At 26.4% G+C, this 18,263-nt stretch carries 18 protein-coding genes; all 18 read left to right on the forward strand.

Features of this window, described 5'->3' with window-relative positions; genetic code table 11:
• The first annotated feature begins 93 nt into the window (after positions 1-93).
• The 18 genes from flgM to Q3287_RS15430 all read left to right on the forward strand — a co-directional run bounded on the left by flgM (position 94) and on the right by Q3287_RS15430 (position 18,251).
• Positions 94-369, forward strand: a complete 276-nt coding sequence (gene flgM, locus Q3287_RS15345) for a flagellar biosynthesis anti-sigma factor FlgM (RefSeq protein ID WP_054268788.1) — start codon at positions 94-96, stop codon at positions 367-369.
• A gap of 4 nt (positions 370-373) precedes the next feature.
• A complete protein-coding gene (locus tag Q3287_RS15350) occupies positions 374-790 on the forward strand; it encodes a flagellar protein FlgN (RefSeq protein ID WP_407964370.1) in 417 nt (138 codons plus the stop codon).
• 17 nt (positions 791-807) lie between these two features.
• Entirely contained in the window at positions 808-2,118 is a 1,311-nt protein-coding gene (gene flgK / locus Q3287_RS15355; RefSeq protein ID WP_407812014.1) for a flagellar hook-associated protein FlgK, read from the forward strand.
• A 15-nt stretch (positions 2,119-2,133) separates the two neighbouring features.
• Positions 2,134-3,069, forward strand: coding sequence for a flagellar hook-associated protein FlgL (gene flgL / locus Q3287_RS15360; protein WP_407812013.1), 936 nt, complete (start codon positions 2,134-2,136; stop codon positions 3,067-3,069).
• 15 nt (positions 3,070-3,084) lie between these two features.
• A complete protein-coding gene (locus Q3287_RS15365; RefSeq protein ID WP_407812012.1) occupies positions 3,085-3,477 on the forward strand; it encodes a flagellar assembly protein FliW in 393 nt (130 codons plus the stop codon).
• The gene (csrA, locus tag Q3287_RS15370; protein WP_407812011.1) at positions 3,471-3,683 is read left to right on the forward strand and encodes a carbon storage regulator CsrA; all 213 of its coding nucleotides are present in this window, start codon (positions 3,471-3,473) and stop codon (positions 3,681-3,683) included. Before Q3287_RS15365 ends, csrA begins: the two co-directional genes overlap by 7 nt.
• 22 nt (positions 3,684-3,705) lie before the next feature.
• Positions 3,706-4,098 carry a flagellar export chaperone FliS gene (gene fliS / locus Q3287_RS15375; protein WP_407812010.1) on the forward strand — a complete coding sequence of 131 codons (393 nt, stop codon included), beginning with the start codon at positions 3,706-3,708 and terminating at the stop codon, positions 4,096-4,098.
• 3 nt (positions 4,099-4,101) lie between these two features.
• Positions 4,102-4,473: a flagellar export chaperone FliS gene (gene fliS / locus Q3287_RS15380; RefSeq protein WP_407964371.1), complete on the forward strand. Its 372-nt coding sequence runs from the start codon at positions 4,102-4,104 to the stop codon at positions 4,471-4,473.
• Between the two features lie 2 nt (positions 4,474-4,475).
• Positions 4,476-5,993 (forward strand): flagellar filament capping protein FliD, encoded by a 1,518-nt coding sequence (gene fliD, locus Q3287_RS15385; RefSeq protein ID WP_407812008.1) that lies wholly within the window; start codon positions 4,476-4,478, stop codon positions 5,991-5,993.
• A 2-nt stretch (positions 5,994-5,995) separates the two neighbouring features.
• On the forward strand, positions 5,996-6,331 hold the full coding sequence (locus Q3287_RS15390) for a flagellar protein FliT (protein WP_407812007.1): 336 nt from the start codon (positions 5,996-5,998) through the stop codon (positions 6,329-6,331).
• A gap of 99 nt (positions 6,332-6,430) precedes the next feature.
• A complete protein-coding gene (locus Q3287_RS15395; protein WP_407812006.1) occupies positions 6,431-7,303 on the forward strand; it encodes a flagellin in 873 nt (290 codons plus the stop codon).
• Between the two features lie 95 nt (positions 7,304-7,398).
• A complete protein-coding gene (locus Q3287_RS15400; protein ID WP_407812005.1) occupies positions 7,399-9,537 on the forward strand; it encodes a glycosyltransferase in 2,139 nt (712 codons plus the stop codon).
• A 114-nt stretch (positions 9,538-9,651) separates the two neighbouring features.
• Entirely contained in the window at positions 9,652-10,725 is a 1,074-nt protein-coding gene (locus tag Q3287_RS15405; RefSeq protein ID WP_407964372.1) for a glycosyltransferase, read from the forward strand.
• Positions 10,726-10,750: 25 nt separating this feature from the next.
• A complete protein-coding gene (locus tag Q3287_RS15410) occupies positions 10,751-12,952 on the forward strand; it encodes a glycosyltransferase (protein WP_407812003.1) in 2,202 nt (733 codons plus the stop codon).
• An 85-nt stretch (positions 12,953-13,037) separates the two neighbouring features.
• Positions 13,038-15,461, forward strand: coding sequence for a glycosyltransferase (locus tag Q3287_RS15415; RefSeq protein WP_407964373.1), 2,424 nt, complete (start codon positions 13,038-13,040; stop codon positions 15,459-15,461).
• A 77-nt stretch (positions 15,462-15,538) separates the two neighbouring features.
• Positions 15,539-16,456, forward strand: coding sequence for an NAD-dependent epimerase/dehydratase family protein (locus tag Q3287_RS15420; protein ID WP_407812001.1), 918 nt, complete (start codon positions 15,539-15,541; stop codon positions 16,454-16,456).
• Between the two features lie 11 nt (positions 16,457-16,467).
• A complete protein-coding gene (gene rfbC / locus Q3287_RS15425) occupies positions 16,468-17,010 on the forward strand; it encodes a dTDP-4-dehydrorhamnose 3,5-epimerase (protein WP_407812000.1) in 543 nt (180 codons plus the stop codon).
• Positions 17,011-17,102: 92 nt separating this feature from the next.
• Positions 17,103-18,251, forward strand: coding sequence for a class I SAM-dependent methyltransferase (locus tag Q3287_RS15430; RefSeq protein ID WP_407964374.1), 1,149 nt, complete (start codon positions 17,103-17,105; stop codon positions 18,249-18,251).
• Positions 18,252-18,263 lie beyond the last annotated feature (12 nt).

An 18,263-nucleotide genomic window follows, 5' to 3' on the forward strand; every position in this document is an offset into this window, starting at 1 on the left:
TATAAAAATTTTAAAATATATTTGAATTATATAAATGTTTTTATTTTCTGAGCGATAACTAAAATATAAGGATGTAATTTTGGAGGTGAAACTATGGATATTAAAAATGTGAGTTCAAATATTGTAATAAATAATTATTTAAAGAATACATCTGATGTAAAAAAAGTGCAAGAAGTTCAAAAAACTAATAAAACAGACAAGATAGAACTATCTAAATTTGCAAAGGAAATGGCGAGCGTATCAAATATGAATGATGAGACTATTAGAAATAAAAAAATAGATGAAATAAAAAATGCATTGGAAAGTGGAACTTACAAAATAAAACCAGAAGAAATTGCTAAAAAAATGATAGAGGATATGCGAGGATAAAGCCATGATTACAGACTTAAAAGTTATAATATATGAAGAAAAAAAGATACTTAGTAATATGATGGAGTTATTAAAAGAACAATTTGATTATATAGTTGTAAAAGATATAGAAAATCTAAATAGGTTAAATCCTAAATTAGAAGATATCAGTAGAGAACTTGCATCTATAGAGATAAAGAGAAGACAACTTTTTAATGATGATGTTCCAATGAACGAAGTTGTTGAAAATAGTAATGATGAATATTTAAAAGAAATATATACAGAGTTAAAGCATATTATTGCTTTGGCTAAGAATCAACAAGAGTCAAATGATTCCTTAATAAAGAAGGAACTTATTTTTACTAAGAAAATGATTAATTTTATAAAACCAGTTGATAAACAAACTACAACTTATAATTCTTATGGAAATATTAGAAAATAGATATTGGGAGGAAAAATATGGCGGGATTATTTTCCATTTTAAATACAGCTAATTCAGGTATGAATGCTCATCAAAAGGCAATACAGACAATTTCTCATAATATAAGTAATCTAGATACAGAAGGTTATTCTAGGCAGAGGACAGAATTTGCTACAAATAGCCCAATGTATATGCCTAGCTTGAATAATGCAATTGGGCGAGGTCAGTTGGGCACAGGTGTACATGTAACAGATGTAACAAGGGCTAGAAATAGTTTTTATGATTATCAATTTAGAGCAGAGGCTCATAAGTATGGTAAAACAGTTTCAAAGTATGACTATTATAATACTATAGAGACTATAATAAATGAACCATCAGATTATGGTATATCTGCAGGTATAGATGACTTTTTTAAAGGTTGGGAATCATTAGCGAAGGATATAAATAGTGATAGTAAAAAAAGTCTCGTGGTAGAAAATGCATCAAATTTAGCAACCTTAATAAGCGAAAGCTATAAGAAGCTTGACAAATTAAAAGGTGATATAGATGATAACATAGACTCTGAGATAAAACAGATAAATGACATGTTAAAGAGTCTTGAAGATTTGAATAAATCTATTGATGTTATATCTGGTTCTGGCTCTACCCCAAATGATTTACTTGATGAAAGAGATAGAATATTGGATGATTTGAGTTTTAAATTAGACCTTGAAAATAGTGATGTTAAAAATATGCTTGCAGATGGGAAATTAGAACTTAACGAATTAAAAAACCCAGATGGAACTTGGAAAACAGGTGTATCAGGAACTTTACAAGGATTGTTTGAAATGCATGGCAAAATTGATACATATAAAAGTGATTTAAAAGATGTGTCTGATGGATTAGCTAAACAGATAAATGATGTTTATAATACATCTGCTGGAATAACAGTAACAGATTTTTTTATAACTTCAAATGTAGATGGTGAAGATATCATAAAGGTAAATCCAGCTATAAAGAGTAATCCAAATGAATTAAAGCTTACTGCTGATGAGGCTTCAAAGATTGCTAAGCTAAAAGATGAAAAGATAGATATTGGGGCAGTTGGTGGAAAAGTAAGTACAATAAGTGATCACTATAAAGCTTTTGCAGAAGTAGTAGGTTTAGATTCTAAAAAGGTAAATCAAGATGAATTGAATCAACGTAAAATTATAAATAATATTGATAGTTCACGAATGAGTGTTTCAGGTGTATCTTTGGATGAAGAAATGACAGAGCTTATAAAAGTACAACGTTCATATCAAGCAAGTGCAAAAGTTATGTCTACAGCTGTGCAACTACTGGATGTTGTAATAAATGGAATAATTTAAAAGAAGGAGGAAGTTATGATGAGAGTTAGCACAGGTATGATGTCTAGCAGTTATCTAAACTCACTACAAGATAATCTACAAAGACTAGACAAGGTTAATAGACAAGTTAATACAACAAAAGAAATAAACAAACTATCGGATAATCCATATAAAGCAATAAAAATATTGAATTCAAAGAGCGAAATAAAAACTATGGAGACTTATATTGAAAACTGTAATGATACAGGAAATTGGTTAGAAACTACTGATACTTCATTAGATCAACTTGGAAAATTGTTATCAGATATAAAGAAAACTTTGGTGGCAAGTGGTGATGGAGCATATTCAGAGGATGAACTAAAAACTCTTAGCAATTCAACCAATGAAAAAATGAAAGAAATTGCAAATGCTTTAAATGCAACACATGAAGGAAAGTACATATTTTCAGGTTCAAATACAGGTATTCCACCTGTTGAGTGTGTAGATAATGCTGATGGTTCAGTTAGTTTAAAGTTTAATTCTAGTCTAGATCTTACTAAATTAAAAGATTCCTTAAGTATGGATATAGCTCAAGGAATAAGTGTAGATTATAATGTTAAATTGAGTAGTCTTGGATTTGACCCAACACAGTCAGATCCCTTTAAAGAATTAAATAATATATCAAAAAAATTAGCAAATCCAGATGCAGATGCTATAAAAGAGCTAACAACAACTTGTTTAGGTGATATGGAGAAACTAATAGAAAATACAGTAAATGTTAGGTCTATATATGGTACAAAAGCAAATACAGTAGAGGCTATGAAGGAAAAAAATGATGATAGTTTGATACAATTAAAGGATATTCTATCACAAAATGAAGAGATAGATTATGGAGAAAAGCTTGTTCAATTAAAGGCCGCAGAATTGACTTATCAAGCTTCACTACAAACAGGAGGAAAGTTATTTAATGTATCTATATTAGATTACATATAGTAAAATAACGCAGATATGATGAAAGTTACATTAAAAAAAGGAATACTAGGGTTCGAAAATTTAAAAGAATACGAACTTTTAGATATAAAAAATAATAATACTTTAAAAGAATTTAATTCTATTGAAGAAAATTGTATAGGATTTATTGTTGTATCAGCATTTGAGATTATTGAGGAATATGAGATAGTTCTAAATCAAGATATAATAGAAAAGCTTGAAGTAGAATCTCCCAATGATATTCTAATATTTAATATAATAACTCTGGGTCTAACTTTAAAAGAATCAACTGTGAACATGAAGGCTCCTATAGTAATAAATGTAAAAAATAATTATGGAATGCAAATAATTTTAGAAGATGAAAAGTATAGCATAAGACATCCATTATTAAGAGGTGATGATGGATGTTAGTGATTTCTAGAAAAAAAGGAGAGGCAATACTTGTAGGAGATAATATTGAGGTAAAGGTAGTAGGTGTTGATGGGAAAAATATTAAATTGGCTATATCAGCACCAGATAATGTGGGAATATTAAGAAAAGAAATTTATGAAAAGATAAAAGATGAAAATATAAAAGCTACAAAGAAAAATATAGAGATTTTGAATAATTTAAAATAAAAATATTTGGAGGACGCAATTTATGTATGGAGAAAATCCTTATAATTATTATAAGCAAAATTCAGTATTTATGGCATCAAAAGAACAATTGTTATTGATGCTCGTAGATGGAGCAGTAAAATATACAAAGATAGCAAGGATATCTATTGTGGAAAAGAATATGCAAAGAGCACATAAAGAACTTGTAAGGGTACAAGATATATTTACAGAATTGATGGTAACATTAAATCAAAATGCAGGTCAATGGGCAAAAGATATGTATAGAGTTTATGATTTTGTGAGATATGAGTTATCAAGAGCGAATATAAGAAAAGATGTTCAAATAATAGATAATGTACTTCCTGTAATAGAGCAAATTAAAGATACATGGCATGAAGCTGATAAAAAAAGTAAAGAAGAAAGAAATAGAGGATAAGCAATGAAATTAAATTTAGACGAATTAAATAAACTTTCTCAAGAAGAGCTATTATTAGTGCTTTTAGACGGAGCTATAGAATCTACAAAAATATCAAAAAAGGCAATAATAGATAAAGATATGCAAAAATCAAATAAAGAGCTTATAAGAGTACAAAATATATTTGCTGAATTGATGGTCACATTAGATCAAAATGTAGGCCAATGGGCAAAAGATATGTATAATGTTTATGATTTTATAAGACATGAATTATCAAAAGCAAATATAACAAATGATATAAAAATAATAGATGAAATATTACCAATAATACAGCAGATTAGAGATGTGTGGTATGAGGTTAATAATAAATCAAGAAATAACAGACAGGAGGAATGAGTATGTCAAATATAAGTCCTATAAGAGTTACAGGTCTTTCAGGAAATTTTGATATGGAAGGGATAATAGAAGCAAGTATGACCAAAGACAAAGAAAAGGTCGACAAAGCTAAGCAAGCTCAACAAATAGTAAAATGGAAGCAAGAAATATACAGAGATATTATCAAAGAATCAAAAGATATGTATGATAAGTATTTTGGGCTCGATTCTAAAAGTAATATAATAAGTAAAAATGCATATTCATCTCTAAGTATAAAAAGTTCTGATGAGAGTGTTATAGTTGCAAGTGGGTCAGCTGGTGCAAATAAAATAAATTATCAGTTTGCTGTATCACAAATGGCAGAACCAGCAAAGGTGACAATTAAATTAAATGCAAGTACTCCTATTGTTAAACAGTTTCCTCCAAATGCTAGTGGGGCAAGTTCATTAACTATTGGAGATGTAAATATACCTATTTCTGAGCAGGATACTACAAGTACTATTGTTAGTAAAATAAATGCTCTTTGTGAAGATAAGGATATAAGAGCTTCATATAGTGAATTGACAGGTGAATTAATGATTTCTAGAAAACAAACTGGGACATCATCAGAACTTAATTTAAAAGTAAGTGGGAATGATAATTTAGCTCAACAAATAGCTAATGATAATAGCATTACATTTACAACTGATTCTGCTGGTAATAAAGTTGCATCAACACAGGGGAAAAATTTAGAAGCTGATATAACTGATGAAAATGGGAGAATAGTACATATAAATAAGGAATCAAATTCATTTGCAATAGATAATATTTCCTACAATGTGAATTCAAAAGGAACATCTAAATTAGTTTCTGTGACTGATACCGAAGAAGCAACTAAAAATATGAAAGCATTTGTAGAGGATTACAATAAATTGATGGATAAAGTATATGGATTAGTAACAACTAAAAAGTCAAAAGATTATCCTCCTCTTACAGAAGCTCAAAAAGAAGACATGACAACTGAGGAAATAGAAAAATGGGACAAAAAAGCCAAAGAAGGTATACTTAGAAATGATGATGAATTAAGAGCGTTTGTGGAAGATATTCAATCTATGTTTTTTGGAGATGCAAAATATATTGATGCTTTAAGAAAGATAGGTATTAATGAATCTGAGAATTATAATAAAAAAGGACAAATAGCATTTAAGGAAGATGTTTTTTCAAAAGCTATTATAGAAGATAGTGATAAAGTATATAAAATTTTAGCTGGATATTCTTCAAATAGTGATGATAAAGGTATGTTTGAAAAGTTAAAAGATATAATATATGAATATTCAGGAAGCTCAGGTTCTAAATTTGCAGAGAAGGCTGGTATAGAAAAAACAGCTTCTGCCAGCGAAAATATATATTCTAAGCAGATTGCGGAGCAAGAAAAAAATATAAATAGATTGGTTGAAAAAATGAATGATAAAGAGAAAAGACTTTATGCAAAATATTCAGCTTTAGAATCTTTGTTAAATCAATATAGTTCTCAAATGAACTATTTTTCACAAGGTAATTAATAATGGGAATACTAGAAGATAAACTGGATTTATACAAAGAGATATCTTTACAGATTATAAACCTTATTGATAAAGAAGAGTATCAATACATAAGCAATAAGTTAGATGATAGACAAAAAATTATAAATAGTGTGGATAAAAATGATAAAGAAAAATTCATAAGTATTTACAGCGATATGAAGCTAATTGATATTGATAGCAAAATACAAAATACTTTACAAAGAAATTTATTAGAAGTTAAAAAAGAGCTACATGAATATAAGTTAACAAAGCAAGTAAACACAATGTATTCTAAGCTAAATAGAGAAAAAATAAATATTTTTAATAAAAAAGTATAAAGTTATTAATTAACTTGTCCGATTACATATGTGAAAGATTAATTAAAAATTGAAAGTAGAAATGACAAGGATGTCAATTATACTAAGGAGGGTAAATTAATGAGAGTTAATACAAATGTAAGTGCTTTAATAGCAAACAATCAAATGGGAAGAAACGTAAGTTCCCAAAGTAAGTCTATGGAGAAGTTATCTTCTGGGGTTAGAATAAAAAGAGCTGCTGATGATGCTGCTGGTCTTGCAATATCTGAAAAAATGAGAGCTCAAATTAAAGGTTTAGACCAAGCAGGAAGAAACGTTCAAGATGGTATATCTGTTGTACAAACAGCAGAAGGTGCATTAGAAGAAACTGGAAATATATTACAAAGAATGAGAACTTTATCAATACAATCTGCAAATGAAACTAACACTGATGAAGAAAGACAAAAGATAGCAGATGAATTATCTCAATTAAAAGATGAAATTGAAAGAATTTCAAGTTCAACTGAATTTAATGGAAAGAAATTATTAGATGGAAGTTCTTCAAATGTAAGATTACAAGTTGGAGCTAATTATGGAACAAATGTATCTGGAACAAGTAATAATAACAATGAAATAACTGTAGAGTTGGTTAACACTTCTAATGTAATGAGTAAGGCAAATATAACAAGTACAACAATTGGCAATATGAAGACTGCTGGTTCATCAGGAACAGATGCAGCTAAACAAATGGCATCTAGTTTAGATGTAGCATTAAAAGAAGTAAATACATCAAGAGCAAAGCTAGGAGCACAACAAAATAGATTAGAATCAACTCAAAACAATTTAAATAATACTATAGAAAATGTTACAGCAGCAGAATCAAGAATAAGAGATACAGATGTTGCTTCAGAAATGGTTACATTATCTAAAATGAACATATTAGTACAAGCGTCACAATCGATGCTTGCTCAAGCCAATCAGCAACCACAAGGAGTATTACAATTATTAGGATAAAGTTTATAAATATTTTAATTATAAATTATAAAGAGCAAAGCAGTGCTTTGCTTTTTATAATTTTATGATAAAGGTATACTGAAAGGAAGATAATTATGTTGTTGAGTATAGTAATGATTGTCAAAAATGAAGAAAAGATATTAACAAAGATGTTAGACTCTCTAAAAATACTAATGGATTCAATAGATAGTGAACTTATAATAATAGATACTGGATCAACTGATAATACTATCAATATAGCAAGAAATTATACTAAAAATGTTTATTTTCACAAATGGGATGATGATTTTTCTAGTATGAGGAATAAGTCTATATTATATTCTAAAGGGGATTGGGTTTTTGTATTAGATGCTGATGAGATACTAACAGATTGTACAAAACTAATTGATTTTTTTGATAGTGATTTACATAAAACTTTTAATTCAGCATCAATACAATTAAAAAATATATATTCTATGGAAAAAGATTCTTACGGATATGGATCTGTATTAAGGTTATTTAAAAATAATGATTTTAAATTTATTGGCAAAGTTCATGAGCAGCCATTATATAAAGAACCTGTATTTCATAATGTAGCTCAATTTGATCATTATGGGTATATGTTTGAAGATGAAGAAGTCAGATTAAACAAAGTTAAAAGAAATGAAAAACTTCTATTTCAACAGTTAAGCGAAAATAATGAAAATCCATATACAAATTATCAACTTGGCAAGAATTTTATTATATTAGAAAATTATCAAGATGCATTATTTTATTTAGAAAAAAGTGTAGTTTCGTATAAGAATATAGGATTAATGCCAGGCTATTTAACATCTAATTTAGCAAAAGTATATTTATTTTTGGGAAAAAATAAAAAATGTGAAAAATTATGTTTAAAATATATAGAGAAAGATTTAAATAATATAGATATATATTACTACTTAGCTCAAGCCCAAGTTGGCTTAGGTAAGTATGAGTATGCTCTAGATTCATATAAAAGATATATCTACTTAGTTGACAATTATGAAATGAGTACTCAATCTAATAGTCTATTTTCAGATACAGATACTGTAAGTCTGAAAGATAATGCAACTATAACTCTAATAAAAATCTATTATAATCTTGAAAAATATGATTTAGTGATAAAAGAGTTTGAAAATATTATAGATGAAGAAAAAAGAAAAGACATCTATTTTAGCTTGTTTATGTCACTTTATAAATTAAATAAATTTAATTTGATAAATAAGTATTATGATAAGTTAAAAAAATCAGTAATTGAAAAAAATAGCTTTTATAATAGTTTAGAAATTTTTTTGAAGAATGTAAGAGAAAATGAAAAAAGTGATATTTATAAAATACTAGGTTCCATAGAAGGGACATATGGAAGATTTAATAATATAAGATTATTAAATCAAATATCTTTAGATGAATGTAAATATATTTTAGAAAAAGGAAAAAATGATATATATGCACCTATTGTAAATATTGCATGTTTAAATAATATAGATTTATTGGATATATTCTTGAATATGGATTACAGATGGGTTGAGAGATATGTAAGATATTGCGTTATGAATGATAAAGAATTTAGCTTGAAATTATATAAGTATATTTTAAGACAAAAGAATACTTTTGAGATAGATGAAGTAAAAGTATACAGAGTATTTACTAAAATAATTTTGGAAAATAACATTTTAACTGATGATAAATATAAAGAGTTGTTTTATATCTATATTATGTATTCTAGTATATATATAAAATATATATATGCAAATTTGGATTATGCAGATTTATTAACATATCTATCTAATGAAATGGACAAATTTGTTATAGAATTTAATAGTATTATAGACTATAAGGATAGTGATAAAATAATTTATTTAAGAAAATTAAAAGAATTATTGAATGAATATCCATATTACCATAGAATTATAAAACTTATAATAAAAGATTTTGAATATGAATTAAATCAAAATATAGAACTTAATGTACTAAAAGTAGATTTTATAAATAGTATAAAGCAAGTTATAGAAAAAGGAAATTTAATTGAAGCAAGAGATTTAATTGACAATTATTTGCAGTCATTTAGAGAGGATTCTGAAATATTGAATATAAAAGGAATAATACATATAATGTCTGGAGAGTATTCAGAGGCAGAATTTTATTTAAAAAAAGCACTTTCATTGGATATAAGTAATGATGATATTATGTATAATATAAAGTATTTAAAAGAAGTGAGTAGTTATGAAAACTAATAGTTACATTATAAGTATTAAAAAGGTAATTGCATTTTCTCACTTTAATAATGTTAATTATAAATTAATATATGCAAAAATTAAAGTATATATTTTAGTGTATTTGGAGGAAATATGTATAGTTTGTCTAAGATAAAAAAAATATTTTTTGTTCTTGAACACTTGAGTGGCCAAGGAGGAGTCGAGACAGTAGTAACTAAAGTTGTGAATGAATTAGAGAAAAGGGGATATATTGTAGTAGTTTTGCTACCAAATAAAAGTGATGATGATATATGGGAACTTAATCTACATAATGTCTATTATTATAATAATTATGAAGACTGTAAGAATAGAAATGATCTTGATTCAATATTATCAAAAGTAAAAGGAATAAACAGAATTTTAATAGATTTAGGTAAGCCAGATATAATAATAGGAACTCACATGCCAATAACTGTTTTATATTCTAGATTGGTTGTTGGGTATGAAGATGTAAAAGTAATTTCTTGGATGCATAGCTCCTTGGAATTATTCGGAAATTCATCTAAGTATTTAAAGCATGCAGATATACATTGGTCTATTTCTACTAACTTAACATATGAACTAGAGAGATTAATTAATAAGAAATATATTTATTCTATTCCAAATCCTATAGATATAAATGTAGATATGCTTGATATATCACTTGAAAATAATTTTGTTTATATTGGAAGGTTAGAAAATTATACAAAGAGATTTGATATACTATTTACCTCTCTTTCTAAATTAGATACTGAATGGACTTTAGATATTTATGGAGATGGACCAGATAAAAAATATATAGAATGTATAATAAATGAATTAGACCTTAATGATAAAGTTAAGATGAAAGGATATGTAAGAAATCCATGGAAACATATAAATTATAAAAAAGCATTATTACTTAGTTCAGAACATGAGGCATTTCCGATGGTTATTTTAGAAGCATTAAGTAGAGGTATACCAGTTGTGGCCACTGAATGTGGGGGAATAGAGGAAATTATAAAATATGGATACAATGGATATTTAGCAAAGGTGTGTAATTCAGAGTCATTTTATGAAGAAATTACACAATTATTAAATTTATCCTATTATGAATTATGTGAAATGCAAAAGAATGCTAGACAATCAGTTCATTGCTATTCTACAAATATTATTTTGGATAAAATGGAAGAAACATTTGACTTATAATTAACTTGATAAGGAGTACTGAAATATGATTATAGATATAGTTTTAGCTTATGCGAATGGTAGAGGTGGATTGGAAGAGGTTATAACATCTATCAGCAATGAGTTAATAAATAAGGGGTATAGAGTGAGAGTGTTTCAAGCTTATGAACCCAAATATATAGAATGGAAAAATACTATACCAGAAATGTATATTTATGGTATCAATAGTAATATAGAAGAGGATGATGAATTTAGTTTAGCATTAGGATATAGACGTATAATTGATACTATTGGAATCCCTGATATTATAATTGCAACTCATGCTCCAATATTAAGCTTAATAAGCAATATAGCAGTAATGCATTTAGGAGATAGCAAACCATCTATTATATCTTGGATTCATGGTGCACCAGAATATTATGGTGGAGGAGAAAATCTTAATTATAGTAATGCTCATTTGGCAATTTCTGAACACATAGAAGAAAAAATAAAGTCTTATGTTAAAGGTCAAGTATATTATGTAGGAAATCCTGTTGATATAGATTCTTTTGATATAATTAGTTCAAATAAAGAAAAATTAGAATTAGTGTATATAGGCAGGCTTGAAAATAATCAAAAAAGAATAGATATATTGTTTAAAGCTCTCTCATTGTTAGATAAGCCATGGATGATGAGAATCATAGGAAATGGTCCAGATGAAAAGAAATTAAAAAACTTATCTAAAGATTTAAATATAGATGATTGCATAGAATGGTATGGATGGCTAGATAAGCCCTGGGATTATATAGAATCAGTGACAGCTTTGGTTTTAACATCAGATGAAGAAGGGTTTGGTTTAGTTTTAGTAGAGGCATTGGGAAGAGGCATCCCTGTAATTTCTAGTAAATGTGATGGTCCAAAAGATATAATTAAAAATGGAATTAATGGATGGTTGTTTGATAAAAATAATTATAGCGAACTATATAGTATATTGAATGACTTACAACAAGGAAGAATAAAGATACCTTCAAAGAATGTATGTATAAATTCAGTTAATAAGTTTAAAGTAAAAAATGTTGTTGATAGGTTTGAAAGTATTGTTTTAAAATTCTCTGATAAAAAAGATGTGATAATTAAGAAAATAAAAAACTTATTACATGAGGATAATATAGAATATGCACTTGAAATTGTTCAATATTATGATGATAGATTTAAAAATGATGTAGAATTTATAAATTTAAAATCAATTTTAGCTATTAATATGAAAGATTACGATATAGCAATAAGCAATTTAGAATATTCATTACACATCTCTGATGAAATAAGTTTAGATATATACTATAACTTAGCCTATGCATATGAACAAGTTAATAGAATTGATGATGCTATAAAAATATATGGAAAAATAATACATATTTCAAGTAATAGAGAAAAGGATAAATTAATAAATAAAATAAACTTATTATTAGAAAAAAATAATAATTATGATGATATTTTTGTTAAAGGTGAACAGGATTATAACTCATTAATTTCAGTGATAATACCAACCTATAATAGAGAACAAACAATTTATCGTTCTGTAAATAGTGTTTTGAATCAGACATATAAAAATATAGAAGTGATTATAGTCGATGATAATTCTTCTGACAATACACAAAAAATAATAGAATATATAGATGATAAAAGGATAAGATACATAAAACATAATGAAAATTTAGGTGCCAATGTAGCTAGGAACACAGGTATTTTAAATAGTATGGGCGAATATATTGCATTTCAGGATAGTGATGATGAATGGATGCCAGATAAGCTTGAAACACAAATTAAGTATCTAGAAAATATAGGTGTGGATATAATAGGATGTTCTTCTTATATTGATAATAATGAATTATCAGGTGTATTTCCTGGAAGAAATATAAATAAAGAAATAATATTATATGAACTTATGTGTGGTAATTTTATTGGTACATCTACTATGTTTGGAAGAAGAGAGTGTTTTGAAAAACAAAAATTTGATGAACATTTACCTAGATTTCAAGATTGGGATTTAATAATAAGGATGGCTATAAATTACAAAGTGTCATTTGTGGATAAAGTTCTAGTTAAAACATATGTCCAAAGTGATAGCATTTCAAAACAACCTCAAAAAGCCATACAGGCATTTGTAATAATGACTAATAAATATGAGCATATGATAAAGGAAGATAAAAACATACTTTACAATTGGTATAGATTACTACTTTATCATTCCTTGGAGACATTACTTTAAATAGAACTTCTATAAATATATCTTTAATTTAGAAGATAGAATAAAAATATTTGATTAAATTATAATGTTAGGAGAATTAAACCATATGGTTGTAGATATAGTAATAGGAGAATTATCTAAAAATGATATTTTTAATGATATTGTAAAACAAATTAATAGAGATTTAAAAACAAGTGGTAACAATATTCGTATTTTACAAGTTTGCGATAATAAGAGTTCGAGTTTTAAAGAAGAATTTTCAGAAGATGAGTATTATTTATTAAATAACAAAGTTGATTTAATTGCAGAATATAAAAACATAATAAATATTATTGGGTTTGCAGATATTTTTTTTATAATAGAAGAAGAACATTTAAGGGAGTTATCAAAACGACTAATTTCAGAATTAGAAATAAAAAAAGCGAGAATTGTATCTATATTTGATCGAAGTCTTCAAATTTATGATTATAATAGTACTTTGAAAGATAAAATTAATAATTTTACATATGAGTATGAAGAAAATGAATTAACAATAAATATTATAAATAAATCAAGAATAAATATGAAAAATTTTATGATTGATATTAGAGATACATTGATAAAATATTTTAAGAGTGATGTAGATGTACTAAGTCGTATAGAGGAATTAATAAAAAATAATTCACTGGAAGAAGCATTAGATTCGCTATATTATTATAACGACAGATTTTGTAACAATATAGAATTTATTAATATGAAGTCTATACTAGCTATGCAAATGAATGAATATGATATAGCTATAAATTTATTAGAATATGCAAAATCAATGCTAAAAGAAGATAATATAGATATATATTATAATTTAGCACATGCATACTATAAAAATCACGATTGGGATAAATCAATTGATGAGTACAATCATCTTTTGGATATTATTGATAGAAATGAAAAGTTACATATAAAAGATTTAATAACTGAAGTATATAATTCCATAAATATAGAATTTGAAGAAATCTATAAGAAAGATAATATATTTATTGAAGATAAATATGGAAAAGTAATCTTGGATAATAATTTTCATAAAAAACTGCCAAAGAAATTAGAAGATTTTGATAATATGTATGAAGTTAGAGAAAATATAAATAAATTAAAGGAAGGAGATAACCCATTAGTAAGTATATGGGTATTGGGATATAATAATCTAGAAAAATATACTAAAAGATGTGTTGAAAGTATTTTGAAATATACTAATGACATAGATTATGAACTAATATTGTTTGATAATGGCTCTAGTGATGGTACATATGAATATTTTAAGTCAATAAATTATTCTAGAAAAAAAATAATTAAGGTCATTAAGAATTTTGGAGTTGGATATTCTTTCTCAACAGCATTTAGAGAAATGAGTGGAAGATATATTGTTTTTGTATGTAATGATGTAGTTGTAACAACAAATTGGCTTTCAAATATGATAAAATGTGCAGAATCTGATTCTAAAATAGGAATAGTTCATCCTGCTTGTAATCATGCGCCTTTAGAATATAAAATGGAAGTAGAGTATAAAGATCTGGATGATATGCAAAGTAAAGCAGAGTTATATAATATTTCTAATCCTAGAAAATGGTATGAAATATTTGATTTATATACAGTAGCAACATTATTCAAAAGAGAATGTATAGATGTTATTGGTATATATGATTATGGATATGTACACCACACATCAGATGTTGATATTTCATTTAGAGCAAGAAGAGGTGGTTATAAAGTAATTGCTTGCACAGATACATTTGTATGTAATATTGGGGAAAAAGTAGATAAGGGTAGTAATTTTGATAGTATCTCTAGAATAAAAGGTCCAAAGTTTTTTAAGGAGAAGTATCACATTGATATAGTGGATGCTATTAGTTTTGATTATACAATGGTTTCAATGGTTAAAGCAGATACAATATTTAATAGAGAATATAGTGTTTTAGGGATTGACACAAGCTGTGGTGTAACTATATTGCAAATAAAGAATAAATTATTGGAAAAAGGAGCTTCTAATGTAAATCTGGCAGCTTTTTCAGAAGAGGCGAAATATTGGTTAGACTTAAAAACTATATGTGAAAATGTGGTTGTTGACCGCATAGAATATTTTCATAAACATTATAGAAGTAAGAATTTTGATTATATTGTAGTCGGAAAAATATTAAACTCATATAAAGATATGTATGACTTGCTTAATAACCTATATGAAGTATTAAATGACGAAGGGAAGATTATACTGAAGTTAAAAAATAATTCTGATATAACTGAATTTTTAAGAATAAAAAATGTTATTTCTAACTCATGGAATGAGGATTCGAAAAATGTTAATATAGAGATATTTAATAATGAGCTAAATAATTGTGGTCTGTATATAGAAAGCATAAACTTTAACTCGTATAATTTTAATAATGATATAGAAGAAAAAGTTAAAGAATTACTAGATGACAGTAATATCTCAGCAGAACAAAGAGAGAGACTATATATTAGCGAATATATATTGAAGATAAAAAAGGTATCTAAATAATATAATATTAGATGAAAATTTATACTTATTTAACTTATTATTGATATTAATAAATTTGAAAAAGGATATAGTTAGTTATGATTAATGGATTGAACAAAATTTTTTTGACAGGTGGTAGTGGATATATTGGATCTTGTCTAGCAAAAAAACTATATAAATTAGGATATGATGTCCATGTTATAGTAAGAGCAGATTCTAATCTAAATTTAATAAATGAATTTAAAGATTATATAAATATATATAGATTTAATGGAGAGATATCTAATTTATCTGAAATTATAAATAGTATAAATCCAGATATAGTTATACATTTAGCATCATTATTCTTAGGAGATCACTTACTTTCACAATTAGATGAAATTATAAATAGTAATATTCTATTTGCCACTCAAGTATTAGATGTAGCTTCGAAGGCAAATGTGAGATATTTTATAAATACAGGGACACACTGGCAAAATTATAATGGTGAAAATTATAATCCTGTAAATCTATATGCAGCAACTAAAGAAGCCTTTCAAGACATATGTAAGTATTATGCTGAGGCAACAAACATGAGTATTATAACAATAAAATTGATTGATACATATGGGCCTTTTGACCCAAGACCTAAAATTATGAATTTACTAAAGGATATATACTTCAATAACAAAACATTAGATATGTCTAGTGGAGAGCAAGAATTGGGTTTGCTTCACATAGAAGATGTTATAAAAGCATACTTAATTGCAATGGAAAAAATACAAAATATGAGTCCCAAAGAATGTAAAACTTTTTTTGCACTACCAAAAGAAATATATTCATTGAAAGAAGTTGTGGACATATTTCAGTGTGTTGTAGGCAAAAAATTAGATATAAATTGGGGAAAAAGACCATATAGAAAACGAGAGATAATGAAAGTTCATATTAATAATGAAAATATTTTAGAAAATGAAGATATAATAGGTTTGTATGAAGGAATAAAATGTATGTTAGAGATAGAAAGAACTGATTATTAGGAGGGTTAATTATGTATAACATCATAAAGACTAAACTAAAGGATTGTGTTGAAATAATACCAAATATATTTGAAGATAGTAGAGGAATAACAATAAAGCCATATCATTATCCAACTTTTAAGAACTTAGGTATAGAGGAATTTTTCAATGAAGATTTATTTGTAACATCGAAGAAAGGAACTATAAGAGGCTTACACTTTCAGAAAGAACCTTTCGCACAAAGCAAAATTATCTATTGTGTTTCAGGGAGTATTCTAGATGTGGCGGTTGATATCAGAAAGGATTCTCCTACTTATGGTGAACATGTTTGTTTTAATATAGATTCTAGAAAAAGAAACATAGCATATATACCAAATGGGTTTGCTCATGGATATCAAGTTCTAGAAGAGAATACAATGGTTATTTATAAATTATCATCTCCATATTCTCCAAATAATGAAGGTGGAATAAAATGGGATTCTATGAATATAAATTGGAATAAAATTAATCCAATTATATCTAGTAAAGATAATAAACTTCCAACATTTGCTGAATATATTACGTTATCTAATTAATAAATAATGTGGTTTTAAATGAATATGGAAGATAATCATAAATAAGTATAATAATCTAGATAGTATACAAAATTTTAGTGGGGTAAATTTTTATGAGATGTCCTATATGTGGTTCAGAAAATATTAATATTTTTCTTAGTAGAAAAAATGTTCCTATACATCAAAATTTTATATTTGACAATAGAGACATTGCTATAAATGATATAACAGGTGATTTAATACTAGGTTTATGTAGTTATTGTGAGTTTATTTTTAATACTAGTTTTGATTCAAATAAAGTACAATATGATGATTTTTATGATAATACACAGTATAATTCATTTAGATTTCAAAGTCATATTAATGAAATAATATCATATCTAATTAAAGAATATAATTTAAGTGAAAAAGTAGCTATAGAAGTTGGATGTGGAAAAGGAGAATTTCTCAAAACTTTTATAGAAATATCTAAAGGAAAAGGCTATGGATTTGACCCAAGTTATGTAGGAGAAACTGTCATGTTAGATGGGAACTTAATGTTTGAAAAAAAATATTATGATGATACATGCACATATATATCTGCAGATTGTGTTTTTATCAGACATGTCATAGAGCATATACAAAACCCTAAAGATATAATGAAATCAATCAAGAAAGCGCTAGTAAACTCTCCAAACTCTATAGTTTATATTGAAACACCATGTGTAGAGTGGATACTAAGAAATAATATACTGTATGACTTTTTTTATGAGCATTGTTCATATTTTAATAAAAAATCCCTAAATTTGTTATTACAGGAATGTGGATTTGATATATTAGAGATAAACTATACCTTTGAAGGACAATACTTATATGCTATATGCAAGGTAAGAGGCGAGAATATAAAAAATGATATTTTAAATATAGCTATTGATTATGCTGAAAATATAAGAATACAGGCGGAGAGATGGAAACATTACTTAGAATCAGAAAAAAGTAAGGTAGCAATATGGGGCGCGGGAGCTAAGGGAGTTACATTTTTGAATAACATAGATCCACAACATAAATTTATTGATTGTGTTATTGATATAAATGAAAATAAGCAACATAAATTTATACCAGGAACTGGACATGAAATAGTTTCTTTTAAAGATATATGTATGAGAAAGATAGATAAGATTATAGTAATGAATTGGAATTATGAGGATGAAATAAAGACTTTATTAGATAAACATAAGATTAAAGTAAGTCTAATAAATGGAGAACAAAAATATAAGTTTTAACATTATCCTAGA

Origin of the sequence: Clostridioides sp. GD02404, from assembly GCF_045898275.1 — a bacterium.
Taxonomy (GTDB): Bacteria; Bacillota; Clostridia; order Peptostreptococcales; family Peptostreptococcaceae; genus Clostridioides; species Clostridioides difficile_A.

What these genes read in the sequence shown, in the direction of transcription:
- flgM (WP_054268788.1), top strand. Translation starts at nt 94, where the DNA reads ATGGATATTAAAAATGTGAGTTCAAATATTGTAATAAATAATTATTTA.
- Q3287_RS15350 (WP_407964370.1), top strand. Translation starts at nt 374, where the DNA reads ATGATTACAGACTTAAAAGTTATAATATATGAAGAAAAAAAGATACTT.
- flgK (WP_407812014.1), top strand. Translation starts at nt 808, where the DNA reads ATGGCGGGATTATTTTCCATTTTAAATACAGCTAATTCAGGTATGAAT.
- flgL (WP_407812013.1), top strand. Translation starts at nt 2,134, where the DNA reads ATGATGAGAGTTAGCACAGGTATGATGTCTAGCAGTTATCTAAACTCA.
- Q3287_RS15365 (WP_407812012.1), top strand. Translation starts at nt 3,085, where the DNA reads ATGATGAAAGTTACATTAAAAAAAGGAATACTAGGGTTCGAAAATTTA.
- csrA (WP_407812011.1), top strand. Translation starts at nt 3,471, where the DNA reads ATGTTAGTGATTTCTAGAAAAAAAGGAGAGGCAATACTTGTAGGAGAT.
- fliS (WP_407812010.1), top strand. Translation starts at nt 3,706, where the DNA reads ATGTATGGAGAAAATCCTTATAATTATTATAAGCAAAATTCAGTATTT.
- fliS (WP_407964371.1), top strand. Translation starts at nt 4,102, where the DNA reads ATGAAATTAAATTTAGACGAATTAAATAAACTTTCTCAAGAAGAGCTA.
- fliD (WP_407812008.1), top strand. Translation starts at nt 4,476, where the DNA reads ATGTCAAATATAAGTCCTATAAGAGTTACAGGTCTTTCAGGAAATTTT.
- Q3287_RS15390 (WP_407812007.1), top strand. Translation starts at nt 5,996, where the DNA reads ATGGGAATACTAGAAGATAAACTGGATTTATACAAAGAGATATCTTTA.
- Q3287_RS15395 (WP_407812006.1), top strand. Translation starts at nt 6,431, where the DNA reads ATGAGAGTTAATACAAATGTAAGTGCTTTAATAGCAAACAATCAAATG.
- Q3287_RS15400 (WP_407812005.1), top strand. Translation starts at nt 7,399, where the DNA reads ATGTTGTTGAGTATAGTAATGATTGTCAAAAATGAAGAAAAGATATTA.
- Q3287_RS15405 (WP_407964372.1), top strand. Translation starts at nt 9,652, where the DNA reads ATGTATAGTTTGTCTAAGATAAAAAAAATATTTTTTGTTCTTGAACAC.
- Q3287_RS15410 (WP_407812003.1), top strand. Translation starts at nt 10,751, where the DNA reads ATGATTATAGATATAGTTTTAGCTTATGCGAATGGTAGAGGTGGATTG.
- Q3287_RS15415 (WP_407964373.1), top strand. Translation starts at nt 13,038, where the DNA reads ATGGTTGTAGATATAGTAATAGGAGAATTATCTAAAAATGATATTTTT.
- Q3287_RS15420 (WP_407812001.1), top strand. Translation starts at nt 15,539, where the DNA reads ATGATTAATGGATTGAACAAAATTTTTTTGACAGGTGGTAGTGGATAT.
- rfbC (WP_407812000.1), top strand. Translation starts at nt 16,468, where the DNA reads ATGTATAACATCATAAAGACTAAACTAAAGGATTGTGTTGAAATAATA.
- Q3287_RS15430 (WP_407964374.1), top strand. Translation starts at nt 17,103, where the DNA reads ATGAGATGTCCTATATGTGGTTCAGAAAATATTAATATTTTTCTTAGT.